Here is a 25,823-nt window from a genome sequence, read left to right as displayed (position 1 = left end):
TTCCCCGAGGAAAGAGAGCAGTCATGCCTGCCTCGAGAACCAGGCACCTTTGCTCCATGGCCGCCGCCCTCGCGCTGACCCTCGCCGGCCCGGCGACCGCCGCCTCCGCCGCCACCGCAACCGCCACCGCGTCGGACGCCGCCGGTCTGCGGGAGGTGCTGTTCGTCGGCAACAACTGGGACGGCACCGCCGACGTGATCAGGTCCTCCGGCGACTTCGCGAAGATCGGCCGGATCGACGTGATCCCGGACAAGGCCCAGCGGATGGCGGAGATCAACGCGGACCCGATCCGGTGGATCTACTTCCAGGCCATCCGCAACAGCGTGGGCGAGGGCCACGACCAGTTCGCCGACGACATGTACTCCACCCCGGACGGCCGCTCCGTCGTGGTGTCCCGCCCCAGCTTCGCGGACGTCGTCTCGATCGACCTGGCCACCGGCAAGCTCAACTGGCGCTTCGCCGTGTCCGGCTACCGTGCCGACCACATGGCCGTCTCGCCGGACGGCACCCGCGTCGCGGTGTCCGCGTCGACCGCGAACACCGTGCACGTGCTGGACATCGGGACCGGCAGACAGCTCGGCTCGTTCCCGACCGGCGACAAGCCGCACGAGAACATCTTCACCAGGGACGGCAAGTACATCTGGAACATGTCCATCGGCGACGTCAACACCGCCCTGGACGACCCGGTCTGGGACTGGACGAAGGGCGACCGGCACATCACGGTCGTGGACGCGACGACCTTCAAGCAGGTGAAGGTCGTCGACATGCGTCAGCGGCTCGACGCGTACGGACTGAAGGACTTCTCCGACGCCGTGCGTCCCGCCGTGTTCTCCCCCGACGAGTCCAAGCTGTACTTCCAGGTGTCGTTCTTCAACGGCTTCCTGGAGTACGACGTCGCCGCCGACAAGATCACCCGGATGAAGACCCTGCCGAAGAACCCGGCGACCAGCCCGGACCGCACCACCTGGGTCAACGACTCGCGCCACCACGGGCTCTCGATGAACCCCGAGGGCACCAGGCTGTGCGTGGCGGGCACCATGGACGACTACGCCACGGTGGTCGACCGCGCCACCCTCCAGGAGGGGCCGCTGGTCACCGCGTCCAAGCCGTACTGGGCCACGGTCAGCGGCGACGGCAAGGACTGCGTGGTCTCCGAGTCCGGCGCCGACCAGGTCACCGCGATCGACTTCGCCACCGGCCGGAAGGTGACGTCGGTCCCGGTCGGCGACCATCCGCAGCGCGTCCGCCTGGGGCACGTCCAGGACGGCTGGACGGGTCCGGGCGGAAGCTGAGCGACACACGCCCCGGGGCTCCCCCGAGCCCCCCCGGAGGCCGTGCCACACCAGGTGGGGCCGTCCCGGCGCAGTGCGCCGGGACGGCCCCACCTGCACATCGGTCTAACGCTCAACAATCCATGTGCCGCAGCACTCGCCGGGTCCCGTGCGCCGCCTTAGAGTGATCTACGTCACGTCAGTCTGACGGATTTACCCAGCTTTCACTCCTGCCCGCACGGTCTGGAGGGCGCATGACCCACATCAAGGTGAACGTGGACGGCACGGCCTACGAGGACGACGTGGAACCCCGTCTGCTCCTGGCCCACTATCTGCGTGACCGCCTCGGTCTCACCGGCACCACCATCGGCTGCGACACCTCCAACTGCGGGGCGTGCACGGTCGACCTGGACGGCGCGACCGTCAAGAGCTGCTCGGTGCTGGCCGTGCAGGCGGACGGCGGCGTCGTGACCACCGTGCAGGGGCTGGCGGAGGACGGCGAGTGGACGCCGCTGCAGCGCGCGTTCCACGAGCGGCACGGCCTGCAGTGCGGCTACTGCACCCCCGGCATGATCATGGCGTCGCGCGACCTGCTGCGCGAGAACCCGCGCCCCACGGCCGGCGAGGTCCGGGAGGCCCTGGAGGGCAACCTCTGCCGCTGCACCGGTTACCAGAACATCGTCCGCGCGGTCCTGGCCGCCTCCGGGCAACAGGTCACCGAGGAGGCCACGGCATGACCGACCAGGCCGTCGAACGCGAGATCGGCCGCTCCCGGCTGCGCAAGGAGGACGCCCGGCTGATCACCGGCCAGACGAACTGGACCGACAACATCCAGGTCGCCGGGCTGCTGCACATGGCCGTCCTGCGCAGCCCGATGGCCCACGCCCGGATCACCTCGGTCGACGTGTCCCCCGCCCGGGAACGCCCCGGTGTCGTGGCGGCGTTCAGCGGCGCCGACCTCGCCGAGGGGCTCGGCTCGCTGCCCTGCGCCTGGCCGGTGACCGAGGACATCGTGCTGCCCGACCACCCACCGATCGCCGTGGACGAGGTGCGGTACGCCGGAGACCCGGTGGCGGTCGTGGTGGCCCGCGACCGGTACGCCGCAGCCGACGCGCTGGAGGCGATCGAGGTCGACTACGAGCCGCTGCCCCCGGTCCTCGACCTGGAGGCCGCGCTCGCCGAGGACTCCCCGCTGGTCCACGCCGACAAGGGCACCAACCGCTGCTACACCTGGCCGCTCGCCACCGGCGAGAGCTTCGACGCGGTGCGCGAGCGCGCCGAGGTGACCCTGAAGCGCCGCTACCACCAGCAGCGGCTGATCCCCAACGCCATGGAGCCGCGCGCGGTCGTCGTCACCCCGCTGGCCGCCTCCGGCGAGTACACGGTGTACTCCGCGACGCAGATCCCGCACATCCTGCGGGTCATGCTGGCCGTGGTCACCGGCATCCCCGAACAGAAACTGCGGGTGGTCGCCCCGGACGTGGGCGGCGGCTTCGGCTCCAAGCTCCAGGTCTACGGCGAGGAGGCGCTCGCGCTCACCGTCGCGCGCCGGCTCGGCCGCCCGGTCAAGTGGACCGAGTCCCGCTCGGAGGGCTACCTCGCCACGCACCACGGCCGCGGCATGATCCAGGACGTCGAGGTCGCGGCCACCGCCGAGGGCAGGCTGCTGGGCCTGAAGGTCGACCTGCTCGCCGACATGGGCGCCTACCTGATGCTCGTCACCCCGGGCATCCCGATCCTCGGCGCTTTCATGTACCCGGCGATCTACAAGATGGACTCCTACGAGTTCAACTGCACCGGCGTGTTCACCACCCGCACCCCGACCGACGCCTACCGGGGCGCCGGCCGTCCCGAGGCCACGTTCGCCATCGAGCGGACCATGGACGAACTCGCCCACGAGCTCGGCCTCGACCCGGTGGAGGTACGGCGCCGCAACTGGATCCGGCACGACGAGTTCCCGTACACCACCATCGCCGGACTGACCTACGACAGCGGCGACTACGAGGCGGCCACCGACAAGGCCCTCGGCCTGTTCGGCTACGACGACCTGCGCGCCGAGCAGCGCAAGCGCGAGGAGCGCGGCGACACCGTACGCCTGGGCATCGGGGTGTCGACCTTCACCGAGATGTGCGGTCTCGCGCCGAGCCGGGTGCTGCGCGACCTGCGGTACTCGGCCGGCGGCTGGGAGGCGGCGAGCATCCGCATGCTGCCCACCGGCAAGGTCGAGGTCGTCACCGGCACCAGCCCGCACGGCCAGGGCCACGTGACCTGCTGGAGCCAGATCGCGGCCGACGTCCTCGGCGTGCCGTTCGAGGACGTCGAGGTGGTGCACGGCGACACCAGGGCCGCCCCGCAGGGCATGGACACCTACGGCTCGCGCTCGCTGTCCGTCGGCGGCGAGGCCGTGCACCGTGCCGCGGTCAAGGTCGTGGAGAAGGCCCGCAAGGTCGCGGCCCACCTGCTGGAGGCGAGCGAGCAGGACCTGGACTTCAAGGACGGCGCGTTCTCCGTGAAGGGGTCCCCGGAAGCCCGCAAGACCATCCAGGAGATCGCCTTCGAGGCCTTCACCTCGCACGACCTGCCCGACGGCGTGGAGCCGTCCATCAACGCGGAGACCGTGCTCGACCCGGAGAACTTCTCCTACCCGCACGGCACCCACCTGTGCGCGGTCGAGGTGGACACGGAGACCGGCAAGACCCGGATCCGCAGCTACGTCTGCGTCGACGACGTCGGCCGGGTGGTCAACCCGATGATCGTGGAGGGGCAGGTGCACGGCGGGCTCGCCCAGGGCATCGCCCAGGCGCTGTTCGAGGAGGCCGTGTACGACGACGACGGCAACCTGGTCTCCGGCACCATGGCCGACTACCTGGTGCCCTCGGCGGCGGACCTGCCGCACTTCGTGACCGACCGGACGGAGACGCCGGCGGCCTCCAACTCCATGGGGGTCAAGGGAGTCGGTGAGGCGGGCACGATCGCCTCGACCCCGGCCGTGGTGAACGCCGTGATCGACGCGCTGCGGCCGCTGGGCGTGCGGGAGGTCCGGATGCCGTGTTCGCCGCACCGGGTGTGGCAGGCGATCCGGGCCGCGCGGTCCGGTGCCGCGAACGTGGCCGAGCACGCCGGCGGGACGGGCCCCGCGCAGTCGGGCCAGTCCGGGCAGGCGGCCCAGGCGGGCGACGTCGGGCAGTACGGCCCGTCCGGAGAGGAGGGTTCGGCATGATTCCCCCCGCGTTCGAGTACACCCGTCCGACGAGCGTCGACGAGGCGGTGCGCGCGCTCGCCGACGCCGGCGAGGACGCGAAGGTGCTGGCCGGCGGGCAGAGCCTGCTGCCGCTGCTGCGGCTGCGGCTGGCCTTCCCGGAGCTGGTGGTGGACGTCGGCCGGATCCCGGAGCTGCGCGGCGTCCGGGAGGACGGCGGCACACTGGCCATCGGGGCGATGACCACGCACCACGAGGTGGTCCACGACCCGCTGGTGCGCCGGCACGCCGGTCTGCTCGCCGAGGCCACGGCCACCGTGGCCGATCCCGCCGTACGGCACCGTGGCACCCTCGGCGGCTCGCTCGCGCACGCGGACCCGGCCGGCGACCTGCCCGCCGTGGCCCTGGCCCTGGACGCGGAGCTGGTCGTCGTCGGCCCGGGCGGTCGGCGTACGATCCCGGCCCGGGAGTTCTTCGTCGACTACCTCCAGTCGGCGCTCGCGCCGGACGAACTCCTCGTGGAGGTGCGGATCCCGAAGAGGGACGGCTGGAGCTTCCACTACGAGAAGTTCCACCCGGTCGCCCAGTCCTGGGCCATCGTCGGGGTCGCGGCGCTCGTACGCCGCGACGACGGGCACATCGCCGAGGCGCGCGTCGGTCTGACCAACATGGGCGCCACCCCGCTGCGGGCCGCGGCGGCCGAGGAGGCGCTCGCCGGCGCCGACGGGCCCGAGGCCGTGGCCCGGGCCGCCGAGGCGGCGGCCGAGGGCACCGAACCGTCGCAGGACCTGGCCGCCACGCCCGAGTACCGGCAGCACCTGGCGCGGGTGCTGACCAGGCGGGCGGTGCTGACCGCCACCGGAATGGGGTGAGCGCCGATCACCCGGATGGACGACCCGGAGCAGGTGCGGGCCCGGCTGGAGGAGACGGGGTACCTCGTCGACGAGGGGCTGGCCGTCACCTGCTTCCTGGCGCTGCGACTGCACCGGCCGCTGTTCTGCGAGGGCGACGCGGGCGTGGGCAAGACCGCGCTCGCCTCCGCCCTCGCCGAGGCGCTGGGCGCGCCGCTGATCCGGCTGCAGTGCCACGAGGGGATCGACGCCGCGCAGGCCCTGTACGACTGGGACTTCCCGCGCCAGTTGCTGCACCTGCGGGCCGCGGAGGCGGCCGGGGTGCGGGACGCGGACCGGCTGGAGAGCGAGCTGTACGACCGGCGCTTCCTGATCGCCCGGCCGCTGCTGCGGGCGCTGCAGACCCATCCCTCGGTGCTCCTCGTCGACGAGATCGACCGGGCCGACGACGAGTTCGAGGCGTTCCTGCTGGAGCTGCTGTCGGAGTACTCCGTGACCATCCCCGAACTGGGCACGCTGCGGGCCGAGGAGCCGCCGGTGGTGGTGCTGACCTCCAACCGGACGCGGGAGGTGCACGACGCGCTCAAGCGGCGGTGCCTCTACCACTGGTTCGACCACCCCTCCTTCGCCCGCGAGCTGGCCATCGTGCGGCGCCGGCTGCCGGGGGTCTCGGCGCGGCTGGCCGAGCAGGTCACCGCGCTCGTCCAGACGTTGCGCGGCGCGGATCTGCTCAAGCCGCCGGGGGTGGCCGAGACGATCGACTGGGCCGAGGCGCTGGACGCGCTCGGGGCGACGGAGGTGGACGCGGAACTGGCCGTGGCGACTCTGGGCTCGGCCCTGAAGTACCGCGAGGACGCGGACCGCGCGCGGGGCCTGGACCTGACCGCGATCCTGGCGGCCCGGGGGACGTGACCGCGATGCACACGCCGGACAGCCCTCCGCACCGCCCACCGGGTCCCCGCCCGACGAGCGGCGCGCCACCCCGGGCGGGTGGCGACGGGCCGAACGGCGCGGGCGACGGGCCGCTCGGGGCCGATGCCGTCCTGCTCGGGTTCGTGCGGGCCCTGCGGGCCGCCGGGCTCGAGGCCAGTAGCGAGCGGGTGCACGCGTTCCTGCGTGCCGTGGCCGTGCTGCGGCCGGGGGCACGGGCCGACGTGTACTGGGCGGGACGGGCGACGCTGTGCGGCGGACACGACGATCTGGCGCGGTACGAGCGGGTGTTCACGGCGTACTTCGGATCGCCCGGCGAGCCCCCCGCGCGGGCGGTGCGGTCCGCTCCCCCGCCCCGGCTGCGCCTGGTGGCCCGGCAGGCGTCCGCCGTGCCCCGCGCACCCGGCGAGGACGAGCCGCACGGGCCGCCGGCGGTCACGCTCGCCAGCTCCGCCGAGGTGCTGCGGCACCGCGACGTCGCGGACCTGGACCCCGCCGAGCGGGCTCAACTGCGCCGTCTGCTGGCCGCGTTCGCGCTGCGGGGGCAGAGCAGGCGCTCGGCCCGGCGGCGGCCCGCACGGCGCGGGCGGGTCGACCCGCGCCGCACCGTGCGGGAGCTGCTGCGGCGCGGCGGGGAACCGGCCCGGCTGAGGCGGCACGCGCGGGTGGAGCAGCCCCGGCGGGTCGTGCTGCTCGTCGACGTGAGCGGCTCGATGGCGCCGTACGCCGACGCGCTGCTGCGGTTCGCGCACGCGGCGGTGCGCGGGGGCCGCACCGAGGTCTTCACGATCGGCACCCGGCTGACCCGGGCGACCCGGGAACTGTCGCACCGCGACCCGGACCTCGCGATGGCGGCGCTCGCGGCGGCCGTGCCGGACTGGCGCGGTGGCACCCGGCTGGGTGAGCTGCTGCGGGAGTTCCTGAACCGCTGGGGGCAGCGGGGCATGGCGCGCGGTGCCGTGGTGGTGCTGCTCTCGGACGGGTGGGAGCGGGGCGATCCGGAGCTGCTCGGGGCACAGATGCGCCGGCTGCACGCCCTCGCCCACCAGGTGATCTGGGCCAACCCGCGCAAGGCCCGGCCCGGTTACGCGCCGCTGGCCGCCGGGATGGCGGCCGCGCTGCCGAGCGTGGACGCGTTCGTCCAGGGGCACAGTCTCGCGGCGCTGGAACGGCTGGCGGCGGTGGTGCGCGGGGCCGCGGACGGCCGGGTGCCGGTGAAGGGAGCGGAAGGTGCGTGAGATCCTCCCGGCGCTGGAGCGCTGGTACCGGGCGGGGGTGCCGTTCGGGCTGGCCACGGTCGTCGCGGTCAGCCGCAGCGCGCCGCGCGGCCCGGGCGCCTCGATGGCCGTGGGCCCGGACGACGAGGTCGTGGGCAGTGTGTCCGGGGGCTGTGTGGAGGGGGCGGTGTTCGACCTCGCCCAGGAGGTGGTGGCGAGCGGCGAGTCGCGGCTGGTGACCTTCGGGTACAGCGACGAGGACGCGTTCGCCGTCGGGCTGACCTGCGGCGGCGAGATCACCCTGCTGGTGCGGCCGGTGACGCCCGGTTCGGACCCGGGGTTCGGCCGGGTCGCGGCGTCCGTGGCCGCGGGCGAGCCGGTGACCGTGGCCACGGTGGTCGACGGGCCCGCACCGCGCGGGGCCGCCCGGGCGGTCTGGCCGGACGGCGTCGAGGGCACCCTGGGCGCGGCCGGTCTCGATGTGGCGGTCACCGCCGACGCGCGCGGTGAACTCGCCCTCGGCGCCTCGGGGCTGAGGCACTACGGGCCGCACGGGGAGCGTCGCGAGGACGCCGTCACGGTGTTCCTGCAGTCGTTCGCGCCGCCGCCGCGGATGCTGGTCTTCGGGGCGATCGACTACGCGGCCGCCGTGGCCCGTATCGGCGCCTTCCTCGGCTACCGGGTCACCGTCTGCGACGCCCGGCCGGTCTTCGCCACGCCGAAGCGCTTCCCGGAGGGCGTGGAGGTCGTCGTCGACTGGCCGCACCGCTATCTCGCCGCCACCGGCACCGACGGGCGCACGGTGATCTGCGTCCTCACCCACGACCCGAAGTTCGACGTGCCGCTGCTGGAGGAGGCGTTGCGCCGGCCGGCCGCGTACATCGGGGCGATGGGCAGTCGCCGTACCCACGACGAGCGGCGCGAAAGGCTGGCCGAGTCCGGTGTCACCGAGGCCGAACTGGCCCGGCTGCGCTCGCCGCTCGGGCTGGATCTCGGGGCCCGGACGCCGGAGGAGGTGGCGGTGTCCGTCGCCGCCGAGATCGTCGCCCTGCGCTGGGGCGGCAGCGGCGCGCCGCTGACCACGACCGCCGGGGCCATCCATCCGGCCGCCGCCCCCTGAGTGCGAGGAGCAACTGATGGAACTGCACCACGAGTTCACCGTCCCCGTCCCCGTCGACGAGGCCTGGCGGGCACTGCTCGACATCGAGAGCGTCGCGCCGTGCCTGCCGGGCGCGACGGTGGAGGAGTACGACGGCAAGACCGTGACCGGTTCGGTGAAGGTGAAGGTGGGGCCGGTCACCGTGACCTACCGGGGCACCGCGGTCTTCGAGGAGCAGGACGCGGTCGCCCACCGGATGGTGCTCGCGGCGAGCGGCCGGGAGACCCGGGGGCAGGGCACGGCCAGGGCGACGGTCACCGCCGTGCTGAGCGAGCGCGACGGCGGCACGGCCGTGGCCGTGGACACCGATCTCAAGGTGACCGGTCGTCCGGCGCAGTTCGGGCGCGGCGTACTGGGCGAGGTGGGCGACCGTCTGGTGGGGCAGTTCGCCGCGTGCCTGGCCGACCGGCTGCGCGGCCCGGAGCCCGGGCCCGCCGCGCAGGAGGCGGCGCCGGCCGCCGGACGGCAGGAGCCGGAGCCCCTGGACCTGCTGCGCACGGCGGGTCTCCCGGTGGCCAAGCGCGGCCTCGCGGCCGCTGCGGCGTTGGCCCTGCTGGTGCTGGCCGCCGCCGGACTCCGGCGCCGCGGCCGCTCGCGGCGCGGCCGCGGGACCCGGCGGCCGCACGGCGGACGCCGTAGGTGACCTGCCGCTGAGGGGGCGAGGGTCAGCCGGCCACCAGCGTGTGGAGGTGGACGTCGTGCCGGCCGTCCGCGTGGGCGAGGGCGTCGCGCAGGCTTCCCTCGTAGGTGTAGCCGGCCTTCTCGGCCACCCGGCAGGACGCCGGGTTCGCGGTCGAGTGCCGCAGGGTCAGCCGGCGCAGTCCCAGCTCGTCCAGGGCCCACCGGCCCAGGCGCCGGGCGGCCAGGACGGCGATGCCGCCGCCCCGCGCCGCGGGCAGCACCCAGTAGGCGACCTCGGCGGAGCCGCCCGCGGGGTCGACGTCGTTGAGCGCGGCGAGCCCGATCGCCGCGCCCCCGCGGGGCGCGACGGCCCAGACCGCGCCGGTCCCGGCGGTGGGGCGCCGGTGCATGCGCGCTATGCGGTCGCGGGCCTCCGCGCGGCTGCCGACGGTGAAGAGGTTCCAGTGGCTGATGTCCGGGTCCTGGCCGGCCGCGAGCAGGGCGCCCGCGTCGGCGTCGTCGAGGCGCCAGGGCCGCAGCTCCAGTTCGCCGCTCAGCGGCAGTACGGGCTGCTCGCCGGCCGCGATCCGGCCGGCGGCCGGGACGGCGGGCGCGATGGCGGGTACCGGTGCGGCGGGACGGGAGGTCATCGCCGCATCCTGCCACGGCGGGCCGGGACGAGAGGCCCTGGGTCGTGTCCGCGAAGTCGCGTCGTTCGCCCGCAGGGCGGGCGTCGCGGCGTCCGGTGCGTGCTCTCGGGGTGCCGGCCGGATGCCCTCGTACTGGGTGTACTCGGGCTTTCGGCCGGTGCGGCGAGAGTGCGTACCGGGCGTCGCGACGCAGACACGACTTTGCGGACACGGCCTGGGTCGTGTCCGCGAAGTCGCGTCGTTCGCCCGCAGGGCGGGCGTCGCGGCGTCCGGTGCGTGCTCTCGGGGCGCCGGCCGGATGCCCTCGTACTGGGTGTACTCGGGCTTTCGGCCGGTGCGGCGAGAGTGCGTGCCGGGCGTCGCGACGCGGACGCGACTTCGCGGACACGGGCTAGGTGATGCGGTGCAGGGTCACGTCGGTGAGGGCGCCGTCGGCGACGGCCGCGGTCAGGTAGGTGTGGTGCGGCTGGCGGCGTCGGTCGGTCGGGGAGCCGGGGTTGAGCAGCCGCAGTCCGCCGGGGGCGACGGTGTCCCAGGGGATGTGGCTGTGGCCGAAGACCAGCACGTCCAGCTCCGGGAAGCGGGCGGCGCACCGGGCCTCGCGGCCCCGCGCGGGACCGGTCTCGTGGACCACGCCGAAGCGCAGGCCGCCCAGTTCGGCGTACGCCACCTCGGGGAGCCGGGCCCGCAGTTCGGGGCCGTCGTTGTTGCCGTACACCGCGACCAGCCGGCGGCTGCGGTCCTCCAGCAGGTCGAGGGTGGCCGTGTCGACCCAGTCCCCGGCGTGGAAAACCACGTCGGCGCGCGGGAGTTCGGCGAGCAGCGGGTCCGGGAGCCGCTTCGCGCGCCTGGGCAGGTGGGTGTCGGACATCAGGAGCAGTCGCACACGGCCACTCTAGGGATGCGGGGAGGTGAGGTGGCGGATGCCGCGTACGGCGCCCAGTACGGCGGCGCTCGCGCCGAGGGCGGCGGCGGCCGGGTGCCGGGCCAGGGTCTCCTGCCAGGAACGCCCGTGCGCCATGTCGTCGAAGGCCCCGTGGGCTCCCTGGTCGTCCTCGGGCGCCCGGTCGGCGGGCTCGAAGAGGTTGTCCAGGCCGGTCGGCGGGACGCTGTCGGTCTCCTGGGAGCCGAAGCCGGTGCGGGCGAGGTACCGGTCGAGCAGGGCCGGGGCGAGGCGGTTGGCCCAGAGGGTGGCCACGGTGGACGCGCCGACGTAGTACTGCTTGCGGCGCGGGTGGTCGGCCGCGTACGCCACACCCCGGGCGGCGACCTCCGGCTGGTAGATCGGCGGCACCGGCATGGGGTGCTTGTCGAGCCGGGAACGCACCCAGTCGAACTGGGGCGTGTTGACACCGGGCATCTGCGCGACGGTGATGTGCACGTTGCTGCCGCGGTGCAGCAGTTCGAGGCGGACGGAGGACGTGAAGCCGTTGACGGCGTGCTTGGCGCCGCAGTACGCCGACTGCAGCGGGATGGACCGTTCCCCGAGCGCCGAGCCGACCTGCACGATCGTGCCCCGGTCGCGCGGCAGCATCCGCTTCAGCGCGGTGCGGGTGCCGTTGACGAAGCCCAGGTAGGTCGTCTCGGTGGTGCGCACGAACTCCTCGGGCTCGATCTCGTCGAACGGCGCGAACACGGACGCGAAGGCGCAGTTGATCCACACGTCGATCGGCCCGAACTCCTTCTCGGCGGCGTCCGCGACGGCCTCGACCTGGGCCGGGTCGGCAACGTCGGCGGGCCGCACCAGGGGCCGTCCGCCGAGGACCGCGACCTCGTCGGCCGCGTTGCTCAGGCCGCCCTCGCCCCGCGCCACCAGGACGACGTTCGCGCCTCGCCGGCCGTACAGGCGGGCGGTGGCGCGGCCGATCCCGGCGCTGGCACCGGTGATGACGACGGTGGGGGGCATGGTGTCTCCTCTCGTACGGCGGGCTGGCGGTGTGTCAGGCCACCCGGTAGGGCCGGGCGCGCTCCTCCGCCAGGGTCAGCCCGAGACCCGGCGCGCCGTCGGCGCCCGGGGTGACGGAGCCGCCCCCGGGGGCGAGGACGCCGTCGAAGAGGAGCCGTTCGACGCGGACGTGGTCGTGGAACCACTCCAGGTGGCGCAGGTTGGGCACGGAGGCGGCGGCGTGGGCGTGCGCGTGCGGCGCGCAGTGCCCGGAGACGGCGGTCCCGCGGGCGTGGGCGAGGGCGGCGGCGCGCAGCCACACGGTGACGCCGCCGCACCGGGTGATGTCCGCCTGGAGGCAGTCGACGGCGCCGGCGGCCAGCATGTGCTCGAAGTACGGCAGCGTGTAGCCGTACTCGCCGGCGGTGACGTCCATGGGGACCCGGCCGCGGACGTCGGCCAGCAGGGTGAGGTGGTCGGAGGAGACCGGCTCCTCGAACCAGGTCACGCCCGCGTCGGCGAGCGCGCTCGCGACCCGGACCGCCTGTCCGCCGGAGTAGGCGCCGTTGGCGTCCACGAACAGCTCGGCGGTCTCGCCCACGCTCGCCCGCGCACGGCCGACGCGTTCCAGGTCGCGGGCCTCGCGGGAGCCCCAGGACTCGCCGATCTTGATCTTGACCCGGGGGATGCCCTGGTCCTCGGCCCAGCCGCGGAGCTGCCGGTCCTGGCGGTCGGCGTCGTAGGTGGTGAAGCCCCCGCTGCCGTAGACGGGCACGTCGTCGCGGGCGGCGCCGAGCAGGTCGACGAGGGGCAGGCCCAGCAGGCGGGCCTTGAGGTCCCACAGGGCGATGTCGACGGCGCTGACCGCCTGGGCGGCCACTCCCGGCAGCCCCGCGTTGCGGGCCGCCCGGCACATCGCCTCGTTGGCGCGCGGCACGTCGTGGACGGGTGTGCCGGTGACGGCGCCGGCGAGCAGGCCGTCGACGACGTGCGCGGCGGCCGCGGGGGCGTAGGTGTAGCCGAGGCCGTTCGTGCCGCCGGCGCGGACGGTGACCAGGACGAGGGTGGTGCTGTCCCAGGCGAGGGTGCCGTCGGCCTCGGGGGCGTCGGTGGGCACGGTGTAGACGGCCGTGTCCACGGACTCGACGACGGGCCGGTCGCTCATGGCCGCCTCCTCAGTCCCGGCGCCGCAGCCGCAGCGCGGCGCCGGTGCCGGCCGCGGCGGCGAGGGCGGCGGCGGAGGCGGTCGTCGCCCAGCGCGCGGTGCGGGAGGGCCCGGACGGGCGCTGGGCCAGGCGTTCCGGGGCGTCGCTGGGCAGGTTGCCGTCGAGGGCGAGGGCCAGGGCCTCGGCGAGGTGCAGGGCGCGCCGGCCGGTGCCGCCGTCCTCGATCTGGGTGCGGCAGCTGAAGCCGTCGGCGAGGACGAGGCTGCCGGGGGCGGCGGCGCGGACGGCGGGCAGGACGCCCTGTTCGGCGACGGCCATGGACACCTCGCGGTGACCGCGCTCGAAGCCGAAGTTGCCGGCCAGTCCGCAGCAGCCCTCGTCGAGGACGTCGGCGTCGAGGTGGGCGCGGCGCATGAGTTCGCGGTCGGCGTCGAACTTCATGACGGCGTGCTGGTGGCAGTGGGTCTGCACGGTCGCGTGCCGGGCGAGCGGCGGTGGCCGCCAGTCGTCGGGCGCGTGGTGGACCAGTTGCTCGGCGAAGGTGCGGAACTGTCCGGCGAGCCGTCGCACGTCCCGGTCGGCGGGCAGCAGTTCGGGGGCGTCGGCGCGGAACACGGCGGTGCAGGAGGGCTCGAGGCCGATGACGGGCGTGCCCGCCTCCAGGTAGGGCCGCAGCACACTGAGGGTGCGGCGCAACACCTTCTGGGCGACCGGCAGTTGTCCGGTGGAGATCCAGGTCAGGCCGCAGCACACGGGCTCGGTGGGTACGGCGACCCGGAAGCCGGCGTCCTCCAGCACCCGCACGGCCGAGATCGCGATGGAGGGGTGGAAGTAGCTGCTGAAGGTGTCCGGCCACAGCACCACGGTGCGCGGGTCGGCGGGGTCGGGTTCCTCGCCGCCGCGGGCCCGCCACCACTGCACGAAGGACCGGCGGGCGAACACCGGCGCCGGGCGGTCCCCGTCGACGCCGGCCAGCCGCTTGCCCGCGCGGGCCAGGCCGGGCGCGTGCAGCACGGTGTTGACCAGGCCGGGGGAAACGCGGGAGAGCCGTGCCCACAGGGGCAGCCAGCCCAGCGCGTAGTGCGCGGCGGGGCGCGGCCTGCCCTCGTAGTGGTGGGACAGGAACTCGGCCTTGAGTGTCGCCATGTCGACACCGGTCGGGCAGTCGGACTTGCAGCCCTTGCAGGCCAGGCAGAGGTCCAGCGCGTCGCGCACCTCGGTGGAGCGCCAGCCGTCCTTGACCGCCGAGTCGGCGTGGCCGTCGAGCATCTCGAAGAGCAGCCGGGCGCGGCCGCGGGTGGAGTGCTCCTCCTCCCGGGTGGCGCGGTAGGACGGGCACATCACGCCGCCGGAGTGGCTGCGGCAGTTGCCGATGCCGACGCAGCGCATCACGGCGCGGTTGAAGGAGTGGTCGTCCGCCGGGAACCGGAAGTGGGTGGAGGGGGTGTCGGGGCGCCATGACGGGCCGAGGCGCAGCTGTCCGTCGACCGGGTGCGGGTGCACGATCTTGCCCGGGTTCATCCGGTCGTCCGGGTCGAACAGGGCCTTCATCTCGCCGAACGCGGTCACCAGGCGCTCGCCGAACATCCGGGTGAGCAGTTCGCCCCGGGACTGCCCGTCGCCGTGCTCGCCGGACAGCGAACCGCCGTAGGAGGCGACGAGGTCGGCGGCGCGCTCGACGAAGCGGCGGAAGTCGGCGACGCCCTCGGCGGTCTTCAGCCCGAAGGGGATGCGGGTGTGCACGCAACCCTGCCCGAAGTGCCCGTACAGGGACGGGTGGTCGTAGTCGAACTCCTCGAACAGGGCCTTCAGGTCGCGCAGGTAGTCGCCGAGCCGCTCGGGCGGGACCGCGGAGTCCTCCCAGCCCTCCCAGGTCTCGCGGTCGTCCGGGGGCCGGGCGGTGACGCCCAGCCCGGCCTCGCGGGCCTTGAGCATCCGCTGCTCGCGCTCGGGGTCGTCGGAGAACGCGACGTCCGGGTCCTTCTCGCCGCGGCCGACGGCGCGCAGCAGGGCGTGGGCCTGTTCGTCGACGGCCTCCTGGCTGTCGCCGCTGTACTGGACCATGAGCCAGCTGTCGCCCCGCGGGAGGATGTTCAGGGACTCCAGGTAGGCGCCCTCCTCGCGCATCAGCTGCGCCATGCGCCCGTCCAGTGCCTCCAGCTGGCTCGGCGAGCAGTGCTCCAGCAGATGGGACACGTCGTCGGCGGCGGCGCAGATGTCGTCGTAGCCGAGGACCAGCAGGGACTGGTACGCCGGCACCGGCACGAGGTCCAGTTCGGCGCGCAGGACCGTCACCAGCGTGCCCTCGCTGCCGACGAGCGCCCGGGCCACGTCGAAGCCGTTCTCCGGGAGCAGGGAGTCGAGGTTGTAGCCGGAGACCCGGCGCGGGATCTTGGGGTAGCCGCGGCGGATGTCTGCGAGGTACTCGGTGGCGATGCGGTCCAGGCCGGCGTAGATCTCGGCGAGCCGGCCGCCCCCCTCCGCTATCCGGGCGCGCTCGTCCGGCGGTGTCGGGCCCACCCAGGCCCGCTGTCCGTCGTAGGTGAGGATCTCCAGGCGGCGTACGTTGTCGACGGTCTTGCCGTAGGCCTGGGCCGAGGCGCCGCAGGAGTTGTTGCCGATCATGCCGCCCAGCGCGCAGTGGCTGTGGGTGGACGGCTTGGGCCCGAACTGCAGCTTGCGGGGGGACAGACGGCGGTTGAGCTCGTCCAGGACGATGCCGGGCTCGACCACGCAGGTGCGGACATCGGGGTCCACGGACAGCAGCCCGTCGCAGTACTTGGTCCAGTCGATCACCACGGCCGTGTTGGTCGTCTGCCCGGCGAGGCTGGTGCCGCCGCCCCGGGAGAGGACCGGGACGCCGAAGCGCGCACAGACGGACACCGCGCGGGCGCCCGCCTCCACCGTGCGGGGCACCACGACGCCGATCGGGACCTGCCGGTAGTTCGAACCGTCGGTGACGTAGGCCCCGCGGCTGCCCGCGTCGAAGCGGACCTCGCCGTCCACCTCGTCGGCGAGTGAGGCCCGCAGGCCGGAGATGTCCCACCCGGTCATCCGCACTCCCTGAACTCACCTGGGCGCTGTACTGCGCTGTCCCTGTGCGGGGACGGCCGAGTACCCGACCGTTCGGCAGGCAAAACTGAACAGTTGTGACTGGACAGTTTGCGCTGCCGGTCCTAGGGTGACGGCATGGCCGTCATCTCCGAATCCGCCGTACGCACCGCGCGTGACCTGCGCGTGGTGTTCAGCCGGCTGCGGCGCCGCATCCGCGAGGTCGCGCAGGACGCCGACCTCACCCCGTCGCAGGAGTCGGCCCTCTCCCTCGTCGGCAAGCACGGCGCGGCCACGGCCAGCGCGCTGGCCGGCGCGGAAGGCGTACGGCCGCAGTCGATGGCGACCACGCTGGCCGCCCTGGAGCGGCACGGCCTGATCCGGCGCGCCCCCGACCCGGACGACGGCCGCCGCCAGTTGGTCACCCTCACCGACGCCGGCCGAGCCCGGGTCGAGGGCAACAAGCAGCTCCGCGAGGAGTGGCTGGCCCGCGCCTTCGAGGACCGCTACACCGAGGAGGAGCGGCAGACCGTCCTGACCGCGCTGGAGCTGCTGGAACGGCTCTCGCGGCCGTGATACCGAGGCTCACCCCGCGCACCGGCCGGACCGGCCGGACCGCCGGCCCCTCCCTCGCCGGATTCGACCGCCGGCTCATCGCGCCGATGGTCCTCGGCTCGGTGCTGAACCCGGTCAACTCCTCGATGATCGCCGTGGCGCTGGTGCCGATCGGCGTCGCGTTCGGCGCGCCACCCGCCGAGACGGTGTGGCTGGTCTCGGCGCTCTACCTGGCCACGGCCGTCGGCCAGCCCGTCATCGGGCGGCTGGTGGACACGTACGGGCCGCGCCGGCTCTATCTGACCGGCACCGCGATGGTCGGCGTCGCCGGTCTGCTGGGCGCGCTGGCGCCGTCGCTCGGCGCGCTGATCGCGGCCCGGGTGCTGCTCGGGTTCGGTACGTCGGCCGCGTATCCGGCCGCCATGCGGCTCACCCGCGCCGAGGCCGAGCGCACCGGGCAGGACAGTCCGGCGGGCGTGCTGGCCGCACTGGCCGTCGCCGCCCAGACGGTGGCGGTGGTGGGGCCCGCGCTCGGCGGGCTGCTGATCGGGCTGGGCGGCTGGCGTGCCGTGTTCACCGTCAACGTGCCGCTGTCCGCGGCCTGTCTGGTCCTCGGCGCGCTGCGGCTGCCGCGCGCCCCGGCGGCACCCGGGCGCCGGAGCGTCGACCTGCCCGGCATGGCGCTGTTCGCGGCCACGCTGGTCGCGCTGATGCTGTTCCTGACGGACCCGCGCCCGGACCGCTGGTGCCTGCCGCTCGCGGCCGCCGCCGCTGCCACCGCGTTCGCGCTGCGCGAGCTGCGCACCCCGGACCCGTTCATCGACCTCAGGGTCCTCGGCGGCAACGGCCCGCTGCTCGCCACGTATCTGCGCCAGCTCCTCGCCTACACCACCTCCTACGCCTTCATGTACGGCTACACCCAGTGGCTGGAGCAGGGCCGCGGGCTGGGCGCGGCCACGGCCGGCCTGGTGCTGCTGCCGCTGTCGGCCACGGCGCTCACCGTCTCCGCCCTCACCGGGCGGCGCGAGGCGGTGCGCGCCAAGCTGCTCACCGGGGCCGCGCTGCAGATCGCCGGCTCCGCCGCCCTGCTCCTGGTCGGCGCCGACAGCCCGGCGTGGCTGCTGCTCGGGGTCGGCGCCCTCCTCGGCGTCCCGCAGGGCCTCGTCGGCCTCGCCGCGCAGAACGCCCTGTACCGGCAGGCCGATCCCGAACGGATCGCGTCGGCCGCCGGACTGCTGCGGACCTTCATGTACCTCGGTGCGCTGGGCGCGTCCGCCGCCACCGCGGCGTTCTACCCGCACCGCGCCGACACCGCCGGGCTGCACGGCCTGGCCCTGTTCATGCTCGCCGGCTCGGCCCTGCTGCTGGCGACGACCCTCCCCGACCGTTCCCTTGGCCGGCTCACCCCTCGAAAGGCCTGATCGACGCATGTCCGTCACCACGCTCGACCCCCGCACCGCCTTCGTCGCGATCGACCTGCAGAACGGCATCGTGGCCATGCCTACCCAGCCGCACTCCGCCGCCGACGTCGTCTCCCGCACCGCCGAACTCGCCGCCGCCTTCCGTGACCGCGGCCTCCCCGTGGTCCTGGTGCGGGTGTCCTTCTCGCCCGACGGGGCGGACGCCGTCCCCGGCCGGACCGAGCGGCAGGCCCGCGGCCTCGCCTTCCCGGACGACTGGGACGTCGTCGTCGACGAACTGTCCGGCCACCCCGGCGACATCCACGTCACCAAGCACAACTGGAGCGCCTTCCACGGCACCGACCTCGACACGCAGCTCCGCCGCCGCGGCATCACGCAGATCGTGCTGGCCGGCATCGCCACCAGCATCGGCGTCGAGTCCACCGCGCGCGACGCCTACGCCCACGGCTACCACGTCACCCTCGCCACGGACGCCATGACCGACAGCGACCCCGCGGCGCACACGGGCAGCGTCGAGCGGATCTTCCCGCGGCTCGGCGAGAGCGGCACGACGGCCGAGATCCTGGAGCTGCTGGCCAAGACCCACGCCTGATCACCCGACACGGTGCCTTGTGCGGGCTTGACTTCGCCCGTACAAGGCAGCGGGTTAACATTCGGCCACGCGCCGTGCCACTCAGGCAACGGAAGGCGAACCAAGGGGGCTTGGAAACCGGATGCCGGTCAAGGTCAGCGTCGTCGTACCCGTCTACAACCCCGGGCCGTACATCGAGGACTGCGTGGCCTCGCTGCTGCGCCAGTCGCTGCCTCCCGACGAGTTCGAGGTCGTCTTCGTCGACGACGGCTCCACCGACGCCACCCCGGCCAGACTGGACGCGCTCGCCGCCGAGCACCCGCACTTCCAGGTCGTCCACCAGGAGAACTCCGGCTGGTCCGGCAAGCCCCGCAACGTCGGGATCGACGCCTCGCGCGGCGAGTTCGTGATGTTCGTCGACAACGACGACCACCTCGGCGACGAGGCCCTGGAGCGGATGTACGAGTACGGCGTGGCCAACAAGGCCGACGTCGTCGTCGGCAAGATGGCCGGCAAGGGCCGCCCGGTGCCGGTGGAGCTGTTCCGCCGCAACCACCCGCACGCCACGGTCGCCAACGCCCCGCTGATCGACAGCCTCACCCCGCACAAGATGCTCCGGCGCTCCTTCCTGGAGCGCACCGGGCTGCGCTTCCCGGAGGGCCGGCGGCGCCTGGAGGACCACGTCTTCGTCACCGAGGCCTACCTGCGCGCGGACAACGTCTCCGTGCTCAGCGACTACGTCTGCTACTACCACGTCAAACGCGACGACGCCGCCAACGCCGGTTTCCAGAGCTTCGATCCGGTCGGCTACTTCCAGAACCTCCGCGAGGCCCTGGACGTCGTCGAGCGATACACCGAGCCGGGCGCGCTGCGCGACCGGCTACTGCGCCGCTGGCTGCGGGTGGAGATCGTCGACCGGATGAGCGGGCGCCGGCTGCTGGCGATGCCGGACGACTACCGGCGGGAGGTGTTCCGGGAGACCCACGCGGTGGTCAAGGAGCGCTTCGGCCCCGGTGTCGCCCCCGGGATGCGGCTGGGCCAGCGGATCGTCGCCGCGCTGATCCGGGACGACCGCTACGACGACCTGGTCGCCTACGCCGAGTGGGAGGCGGGCGTCCGGCCCCGGGCCGTACCGGCCGGCGTCGAGTGGCGGGACGGGAGGCTGCGGGTGGGCTTCACCGCCGAGTACACCGACGCCGACGGCCCGCTCGCCGTCAGCGCCGACGGGACCCGGCCCCCGTCGGACGACGCGCCGGCCGACCTGGCCGAGGCCGTGTCCCGGCTGACCGCGGCCGCCGCGGACGGCTTCGGCAGGGCGACCGCCGATCTGATCCTGCGCGACCGGGAGACCGGCGCCTCCTACTTCCAGCCGGTGGAGACCGTTCGGGAGCGCGTCCCGGCCGCCGACGGCCGGACCCGGCTGGTGCTGCGCGGCACGGCCACCGTCGACCCCGCGACGGCGGCGGGCGGCGAACCGCCGGCCGGCGGGCTGTGGGACGCCCATGTCCGCCTCACGCTGGGCGGCTGGACCAAGGAGTGCCGGCTGGGGCCGGCGCCCGCGCAGGGCGGCGCGCTGCCGCCCGCCGGGCTGGTCGGCGGCCGGATGGTGCTGCCGTACTGGACGAAGGGGTACGCGAACCTCTCCCTGGACGTGGACCGGGCGGTGAAGTCCCTCGGGCTGCACCGGCTCACCCCGGCCGACGCGGCGCTGTCCGACAGCGAGGTGCTCTCCCTGGTGCTGCCGCTGTACGTCCCCGACAGCACCCCGATCACCCTCCGGCTGACCCACACCGCCTCCGGCCGCACCCTCGACGCGGAGGCCGTGCTGACCCCCGCCGACGGCGCCCACGGCCTGCTCGCGGCCCCGGTGCCGGTGCGCGAACTGCGGGGTGCCGCCTGGCGCGCGGCGCTCTGCCTGCCCGGCGGCCGGGTTCTGACGCTGCCGCTGCTGCTGAAGGCGGGCCGCGAGGACGTGCGGGTGGTGCGGGTGACTCCGCGCGGGCTGCTGCGGCGGCTGTTCGGAAGGGCCCGGCGCGTGCTGGGCGCGGTGCTGGGACCGACGACTACACGAAAGGCCTGAAGCGGTGCGGCAGTTGGAGATAGCGGACGCGTGGGTGCTGGAGCCGAAGGCGTTCCCGGACGACCGGGGCAGCTTCCACGAGTGGTACCGGGGCGCGGAGTTCCGCGAGGCCACCGGCTACGACCTTGGCCTCGCCCAGGCCAACTGCTCGGTGTCGCGGCGGGGCGTGCTGCGCGGCGTCCACTTCGCGGACGTGCCGCCCGGCCAGGCCAAGTACGTCACCTGCGTGCGCGGCGCCGTACTCGACGTGGTGGTGGACATCCGGGTCGGCTCCCCCACCTTCGGGCGATGGGAGGCGGTACGGCTGGACGACGACAACCGGCACGCGGTCTTCCTGGCCGAGGGCCTCGGGCACGCCTTCATGGCGCTGACCGACGACGCCACCGTGGTGTACCTGTGCTCGGAGGGGTACGCGCCGGGGCGGGAGCACGGCGTGCACCCGCTCGATCCCGGTCTGGGCATCGCCTGGCCCGAGGGCGTCGAGCCGGTGCTGTCGCCCAAGGACGCCGAGGCGCCCACCCTGGCCGAGGCGGAGCGGTCCGGGCTGCTGCCCTCCTACGCGGACTGCTCCGCCCACTACGCGCGACTGCGCGGCCGGTTCAGCGGGTGACGGAGTAGGGCTCCAGCGCGCGCCGCAGCGGTTCCCAGCCGCGGGCCCGCTTGGTGCCCCGGTCGCGCGCCGCGGCCAGCGGCTTCCAGAAGCCGGCGCCGAGGAAGTCCTCGGGATTGACGGCCGTGGTGCGCTCCAGCACCGATTCGGGGACCTTCTGCGGGTCGGGGACCTCGAACTCCGCGACGATCTCGTCGTACCGGTCCTTGAGCACGGTGTTCGACGGGTCGGCGCCGAAGACCACGAGCTGGCCGGTGGGCGCGGTGTCGACCAGTACCGTGACCAGGTCGGGACGGTGGCGGTTCAGGATCTCGACGAGCTTGTACACGTCGCCGGTCCAGGCGTCGGTGTGCCGGTCGCGGGCGGCCTCGTCGACGTTGCGCGGCAGCATGTCGTCGAAGACGACGACGCTCGCCCAGTCCGCGTGCTTCTCGATGTTGATGAAGTCCCGCAGCGCGTACTCGAAGAGGTGCATGCCGTCGATGAACGACAGGTCCAGCGTGGTGCGCCGCCAGTAGCCGAAGGGGCTGCGGTTGCGGGCCAGGTTGCGCAGCGGATGGCGGCCGCCCCTGAGGTGCGCGAGGGGGTTGTCGCGGGCGAAGAAGTCGTCGCTGGTCGCCTTGGCGAGGTGCACGTCGCAGCGGATCTCCGTGACCACCTTGAACGCGGGGTCGACGGCGATGCTGGGCACCCGGGACAGCGTCAGGCTGCGGCCGTCGTTGACGCCGATCTCCAGGTAGTTGCGGTTCGCGGTGACCTTGTGGAGCTCCCGCAGGAACTCGTGCCGTTTCACTGGGACATCTCCTTGCGGATGTGAGGCAGGGCTTCGTACAGGGCGGACCGCCAGTCCCTCGGCGGTTCCAGGCCGGTCTCCCGCCACCGCGCGTGCCCGAGGACGCTGTAGGCGGGCCGGGGCGCGGGGCGGGGGAAGGACCGGCTGTCGGTGGGGCGCACCCGCTCCGGGTCGGCCCCGGCCAGCCGGAACACCTCGCGGGCCAGCTCGAACCAGGTGGCCTCGCCGGAGTTGGTGGCGTGCAGGAGGCCGCGGGCGTCCCCGGCGCCGAGGTCCGCCACGAGGGCGGCCACGTCGGCGCTCCAGGTCGGCTGCCCGCGCTGGTCGTCGACGACGTCGAGGGTGTCGCGGCGGGCCTCGAGTTCGAGCATGGTGCGCACGAAGTTGCGGCCGTGGGCGCCGTACAGCCAGGCGGTGCGCAACACGACGGCACCGCCCGGGTGTTCGGCGAGCACCGCCCGCTCCCCGGCGAGTTTGGTACGGCCGTAGGCGGTGCGCGGCGCCGGGGTGTGGTCCTCGGGGTAGGGGGTGTCGCGGGCCTCGCCTGAGAAGACGTAGTCGGTGGAGACGTGGACCAGCCGGGCGCCGTGGGCGGCGCAGGCGCGGGCGAGCAGCCGGGGTCCCTCGCCGTTGACGCGCAGCGCGCGTGCCTCGTCGGTCTCGGCGTCGTCCACGGCCGTGTAGGCGGCGCAGTTGACGACGACGTCCGGACGGTGGTCGTCGAACGCCTGCCGTACGGAGCCGGGTTCGGCGATGTCGAGAGCCGTACGGTCCAGACCGGTGACGTCCTCGCCGCGTTCGCGCAGTTCCCGGACGGTGTCCTGGCCGAGCATGCCGCTCGCGCCGGTGACCAGCCACCTCATCGGACGCTCCGCCGCTTGAGCGGCTCCCACCACGAGCGGTTGTCCCGGTACCAGGCGACCGTGGCGGCGAGGCCGTTGGTGAAGTCGTGGCGCGGGCGGTAGCCGAGTTCGTCGCGGGCCTTGCTCCAGTCGACCGAGTAGCGCAGGTCGTGGCCCTTGCGGTCGGTGACCTGCCGCACCCGGTCCCAGCCGGCGCCGCAGGCCTCGAGGAGGAGGGCGGTCAGCTCCTTGTTGCTCAGCTCCGTGCCGCCGCCGATGTTGTAGACCTCGCCGGGCCGGCCCTTGGTGCGCACCAGCTCGATGCCGTGGCAGTGGTCCTCGACGTGCAGCCAGTCGCGGACGTTGCGCCCGTCGCCGTAGAGCGGGACGGTCAGGCCGTCGAGGAGGTTGGTGACGAAGAGCGGGATCACCTTCTCCGGGAACTGGCGCGGGCCGTAGTTGTTGGAGCAGCGGGTGACCCGGACGTCGAGGCCGTGGGTGCGGTGCTGGGCGAGGGCCAGCAGGTCGGAGGAGGCCTTGGAGGCGGAGTACGGGGAGTTGGGCGCGAGGGGGTGGTCCTCGGGCCAGGAGCCGGACGCGATGGAGCCGTACACCTCGTCGGTGGAGACGTGCACGAAGGTGCCGACGCCGTGCCGCAGCGCCGCGTCCAGCAGGGTCTGGGTGCCCACCACGTTGGTCCGGACGAACTCGCCGGCCCCGTCGATCGACCGGTCGACGTGGGACTCGGCGGCGAAGTGCACCACCTGGTCGGCGTCGGCCATCAGCTTGTCGACGAGGGCGGCGTCGCATATGTCGCCGTGCACGAAGTCGAGGCGGGGATGCCCGCTCGGCAGATTGGCGCGGGTGCCGGCGTAGGTCAGCCTGTCCAGCACGGTGACGCTCGGCGCTCCGGGCGAGTCGTCGGCGAGGAGGCCGCGGACGTAGTGGGAGCCGATGAACCCGGCGGCGCCGGTGACGAGGAGGTTCATATTGGCCATACCCTAACGGCGGACGGCCCGGTCCGGACCCTTGTTCGCCTTATTGGGCAGGCTCGCGGATCGCCGCCGCGGCGCCGCTCCCCGTCGCGGTGTTCCTCAGTCCTCGCCCCTCACTATGGTGGCGTCCCGCTCCGTGTCGCCCTGCCGCGGAGCGGTGCGGTCGACGACGGCCGGCAGACAGGTGCGGACGCCCTTGCCCCGCCCGCGGCGGGCCTTGGACCAGCCGGTCTCGGCATAGGGGAGGGTGGGCCTGTCACTGATGTGCGCGGTCACGGTGTCTCATCTTCTCTCTTCTGCCCTGCCGCCGGGCCGGCCGGTGGAACGGCTGCCGGCGGCTGCGGTGTGTCGGCCCGGGTCCCCGCGCCCCGGACGCCCAAACGCGTGGGCAGTGGCAGGGGCGGCTCTCCGTACTCGTGGCGCTCAAGCCGTCGGCGGGCGCGCTCGGACGCCCGCACCGGCCGCTCGCGGACATGGCGCCCACCTCGATCTGCTCGACCAGGCACCCGATCCGGTACCGGCCGACCAGCGGCCCCATGGCCGCCCTGGGTCCGAAGACGGTCCGCCCGGCCGGGCGGCGCACCGCGGGCGGGCACCCGTTCGTGATCATCCCTGAGCGGTCCGCGGCAACCCGAGGCCTGCTCGTGCGCGCTTTCGGCCGTAGTGGCTGGAATGCTGGAGCCGGAAGCCATGCCGCGGCGGCGAAGGGGTGAGGCCATGGAGGCGGAGCGCATGGTGCGGTCGCTGGGCGGGATGCTGGCCGAGGGCCACCTGGCCGGCTTCGATCAGCTCCCTGGCCTCATCGCCAGGCACGCCGCCCTGGCGGGCCTGTCCGACGCCCGCGTCTACCTGGCCGACCTGCGCGAGCAGGTTCTGCGGGAGGTGATCGGCAGCGGGCTGGACGGCACGCACGGCGGCGAGGAGTTCCCGGTGGAGGGCACGCTGCCGGGCTGGGTCTTCGCCTACACCCAGCCGCGCGCAGAGGGCGAGGTGGGCCGCTGGTGGGTACCGGTCCTGGACGGAACCGCGCGGCTGGGCGTCCTGCGCGCCGACCTGGGCGGCGGTGCGGGTCTTGAGGAGCTGCAGACGGTGGCGTCGCTGGTGGGTCTGCTGGTGGTCAGCAAGCGGCCCAGCAGCGATGCCGCCGCCCGCCTGGCCCGAACCCGGACGATGAACGTGGCCGCGGAGCTGCAGTGGAATCTGATGCCGCCGCGTTCCTTCGCCAACCGGGACGTGGTGATCGCCGCCGCGATGGAACCCGCTTACGAGATCGGTGGGGATGCCTTCGACTACGCCGTCGCCGGGGACCAGGTGCATCTTGCCGTCTTCGACGCCATGGGCCACGACAGCCACGCCGGGCTGACCGCGAACCTGGCCGTGGCCGCCTGCCGCAACCAGCGCCGCCAGAGAGCCGGCCTGGTCACCACCGGCGAGCGGGTCGAACGGGTGCTGCTGGACCACTTCGGACACGACACGTACGTCACGGCGATCCTGGCGGACCTCAACGCTCGCACCGGGCTGCTCACCTGGATCAGTCGCGGACACCACCCGCCGGTTCTCATCCGTGCCGGCCGCTGGACCGCCTCACTGCCCTGTAAGCCCGCCCATCCCCTGGGCACCGACCTCGGTATCACCGCCACGCTCTGCCACGAGCAGCTCGAACCCGGCGATCGCGTCCTCCTCTACACCGACGGCGTCATCGAGGCCCGCGACGCGACGGGCCGCGAGTTCGGTCTGGAGGCCTTCACCGACTTCGTCATCCGCCACCACGCCGACGGCCTCTCGGTACCCGAAACCCTGCGCCGCCTCATGCGCGCCGTCCTGGACCACCACAGCGACCGGCTCCGCGACGACGCCACGGTCGTCTGCCTCGAATGGCACGGACCCAGCCGCAACACCCAACTGCGGCCCACTCAGGGACCGGACACCGGCTGACCTCCCCGACAGCAGCACCGC

The 25,823-nt window shown here is 73.9% G+C and carries 23 protein-coding genes; 14 read left to right on the top strand and 9 right to left on the bottom strand.

The genetic code is table 11. The features are described 5' to 3' along the window. Positions 1-23: 23 nt before the first annotated feature. From ACFYU0_RS17355 to ACFYU0_RS17320, 8 genes are all read left to right on the top strand, one after another. Positions 24-1,292: a YncE family protein gene (locus ACFYU0_RS17355; RefSeq protein WP_389301860.1), complete on the top strand. Its 1,269-nt coding sequence runs from the start codon at positions 24-26 to the stop codon at positions 1,290-1,292. Between the two features lie 233 nt (positions 1,293-1,525). Then, positions 1,526-2,008: a (2Fe-2S)-binding protein gene (locus tag ACFYU0_RS17350; protein WP_389301858.1), complete on the top strand. Its 483-nt coding sequence runs from the start codon at positions 1,526-1,528 to the stop codon at positions 2,006-2,008. Continuing rightward, on the top strand, positions 2,005-4,491 hold the full coding sequence (locus ACFYU0_RS17345; RefSeq protein WP_389301856.1) for a xanthine dehydrogenase family protein molybdopterin-binding subunit: 2,487 nt from the start codon (positions 2,005-2,007) through the stop codon (positions 4,489-4,491). The genes ACFYU0_RS17350 and ACFYU0_RS17345 overlap by 4 nt, the downstream gene beginning before the upstream one ends. Then, positions 4,488-5,342 (top strand): FAD binding domain-containing protein, encoded by an 855-nt coding sequence (locus tag ACFYU0_RS17340; RefSeq protein ID WP_389301853.1) that lies wholly within the window; start codon positions 4,488-4,490, stop codon positions 5,340-5,342. The genes ACFYU0_RS17345 and ACFYU0_RS17340 overlap by 4 nt, the downstream gene beginning before the upstream one ends. 15 nt (positions 5,343-5,357) lie before the next feature. After that, positions 5,358-6,233 carry an AAA family ATPase gene (locus ACFYU0_RS17335; RefSeq protein WP_389301850.1) on the top strand — a complete coding sequence of 292 codons (876 nt, stop codon included), beginning with the start codon at positions 5,358-5,360 and terminating at the stop codon, positions 6,231-6,233. A gap of 5 nt (positions 6,234-6,238) precedes the next feature. Continuing rightward, positions 6,239-7,489 (top strand): VWA domain-containing protein, encoded by a 1,251-nt coding sequence (locus ACFYU0_RS17330; protein WP_389301848.1) that lies wholly within the window; start codon positions 6,239-6,241, stop codon positions 7,487-7,489. Further along, entirely contained in the window at positions 7,482-8,588 is a 1,107-nt protein-coding gene (locus ACFYU0_RS17325; RefSeq protein WP_389301846.1) for an XdhC family protein, read from the top strand. The genes ACFYU0_RS17330 and ACFYU0_RS17325 overlap by 8 nt, the downstream gene beginning before the upstream one ends. Positions 8,589-8,604: 16 nt before the next feature. Continuing rightward, complete coding sequence (locus tag ACFYU0_RS17320; protein ID WP_351673631.1) at positions 8,605-9,270, top strand: SRPBCC family protein; 666 nt, start codon at positions 8,605-8,607, stop codon at positions 9,268-9,270. 22 nt (positions 9,271-9,292) lie between these two features. On the opposite strand, the gene ACFYU0_RS17315 is transcribed toward ACFYU0_RS17320, so the two are convergent. The 5 genes from ACFYU0_RS17315 to ACFYU0_RS17295 all read right to left on the bottom strand — a co-directional run bounded on the left by ACFYU0_RS17315 (position 9,293) and on the right by ACFYU0_RS17295 (position 16,003). Next, positions 9,293-9,898, bottom strand: coding sequence for a GNAT family N-acetyltransferase (locus tag ACFYU0_RS17315; RefSeq protein WP_389301842.1), 606 nt, complete (start codon positions 9,896-9,898; stop codon positions 9,293-9,295). A gap of 391 nt (positions 9,899-10,289) precedes the next feature. After that, positions 10,290-10,784, bottom strand: a complete 495-nt coding sequence (locus ACFYU0_RS17310) for a metallophosphoesterase (RefSeq protein WP_351672636.1) — start codon at positions 10,782-10,784, stop codon at positions 10,290-10,292. Positions 10,785-10,793: 9 nt separating this feature from the next. After that, entirely contained in the window at positions 10,794-11,804 is a 1,011-nt protein-coding gene (locus ACFYU0_RS17305; protein WP_389301839.1) for an SDR family oxidoreductase, read from the bottom strand. 34 nt (positions 11,805-11,838) lie between these two features. Continuing rightward, on the bottom strand, positions 11,839-12,948 hold the full coding sequence (locus ACFYU0_RS17300) for an enolase C-terminal domain-like protein (RefSeq protein WP_351672632.1): 1,110 nt from the start codon (positions 12,946-12,948) through the stop codon (positions 11,839-11,841). 10 nt (positions 12,949-12,958) lie between these two features. Next, on the bottom strand, positions 12,959-16,003 hold the full coding sequence (locus tag ACFYU0_RS17295; RefSeq protein WP_389301836.1) for an FAD-binding and (Fe-S)-binding domain-containing protein: 3,045 nt from the start codon (positions 16,001-16,003) through the stop codon (positions 12,959-12,961). 135 nt (positions 16,004-16,138) lie between these two features. On the opposite strand from ACFYU0_RS17295, the gene ACFYU0_RS17290 reads away from it, so the two are divergent. From ACFYU0_RS17290 to rfbC, 5 genes are all read left to right on the top strand, one after another. Then, positions 16,139-16,576, top strand: coding sequence for a MarR family winged helix-turn-helix transcriptional regulator (locus ACFYU0_RS17290; protein WP_389301834.1), 438 nt, complete (start codon positions 16,139-16,141; stop codon positions 16,574-16,576). Beyond that, entirely contained in the window at positions 16,573-17,976 is a 1,404-nt protein-coding gene (locus ACFYU0_RS17285) for an MFS transporter (protein WP_389301831.1), read from the top strand. Before ACFYU0_RS17290 ends, ACFYU0_RS17285 begins: the two co-directional genes overlap by 4 nt. 7 nt (positions 17,977-17,983) lie before the next feature. Next, the gene (locus ACFYU0_RS17280; RefSeq protein ID WP_389301828.1) at positions 17,984-18,568 is read left to right on the top strand and encodes a hydrolase; all 585 of its coding nucleotides are present in this window, start codon (positions 17,984-17,986) and stop codon (positions 18,566-18,568) included. A gap of 121 nt (positions 18,569-18,689) precedes the next feature. Next, positions 18,690-20,627 (top strand): glycosyltransferase family 2 protein, encoded by a 1,938-nt coding sequence (locus ACFYU0_RS17275; RefSeq protein ID WP_389301826.1) that lies wholly within the window; start codon positions 18,690-18,692, stop codon positions 20,625-20,627. 4 nt (positions 20,628-20,631) lie between these two features. Beyond that, complete coding sequence (rfbC, locus tag ACFYU0_RS17270) at positions 20,632-21,237, top strand: dTDP-4-dehydrorhamnose 3,5-epimerase (protein WP_351672620.1); 606 nt, start codon at positions 20,632-20,634, stop codon at positions 21,235-21,237. Here the strand turns inward: rfbC and ACFYU0_RS17265 are convergent. From ACFYU0_RS17265 to ACFYU0_RS17250, 4 genes are all read right to left on the bottom strand, one after another. Then, the gene (locus ACFYU0_RS17265) at positions 21,227-22,030 is read right to left on the bottom strand and encodes a class I SAM-dependent methyltransferase (RefSeq protein ID WP_389301823.1); all 804 of its coding nucleotides are present in this window, start codon (positions 22,028-22,030) and stop codon (positions 21,227-21,229) included. The two genes, rfbC and ACFYU0_RS17265, sit on opposite strands and share 11 nt — an antisense overlap. Then, a complete protein-coding gene (gene rfbD, locus ACFYU0_RS17260; protein ID WP_389301820.1) occupies positions 22,027-22,893 on the bottom strand; it encodes a dTDP-4-dehydrorhamnose reductase in 867 nt (288 codons plus the stop codon). The genes ACFYU0_RS17265 and rfbD overlap by 4 nt, the downstream gene beginning before the upstream one ends. Then, a complete protein-coding gene (gene rfbB, locus ACFYU0_RS17255) occupies positions 22,890-23,861 on the bottom strand; it encodes a dTDP-glucose 4,6-dehydratase (protein ID WP_389301949.1) in 972 nt (323 codons plus the stop codon). Before rfbB ends, rfbD begins: the two co-directional genes overlap by 4 nt. Positions 23,862-23,966: 105 nt before the next feature. Beyond that, on the bottom strand, positions 23,967-24,143 hold the full coding sequence (locus ACFYU0_RS17250; protein ID WP_351672615.1) for a hypothetical protein: 177 nt from the start codon (positions 24,141-24,143) through the stop codon (positions 23,967-23,969). A gap of 441 nt (positions 24,144-24,584) precedes the next feature. Here ACFYU0_RS17250 and ACFYU0_RS17245 point away from each other — a divergent pair, with 441 nt between their 5' ends. Continuing rightward, positions 24,585-25,802, top strand: coding sequence for a PP2C family protein-serine/threonine phosphatase (locus tag ACFYU0_RS17245; protein ID WP_389301817.1), 1,218 nt, complete (start codon positions 24,585-24,587; stop codon positions 25,800-25,802). Positions 25,803-25,823: the final 21 nt, after the last annotated feature.

The organism is Streptomyces sp. NPDC003720 (assembly GCF_042875075.1).
Lineage (GTDB): Bacteria > Actinomycetota > Actinomycetes > Streptomycetales > Streptomycetaceae > Streptomyces.
Note: the sequence above shows the minus strand (reverse complement) of the source record. Positions and strands in the feature narration are given on the sequence as shown.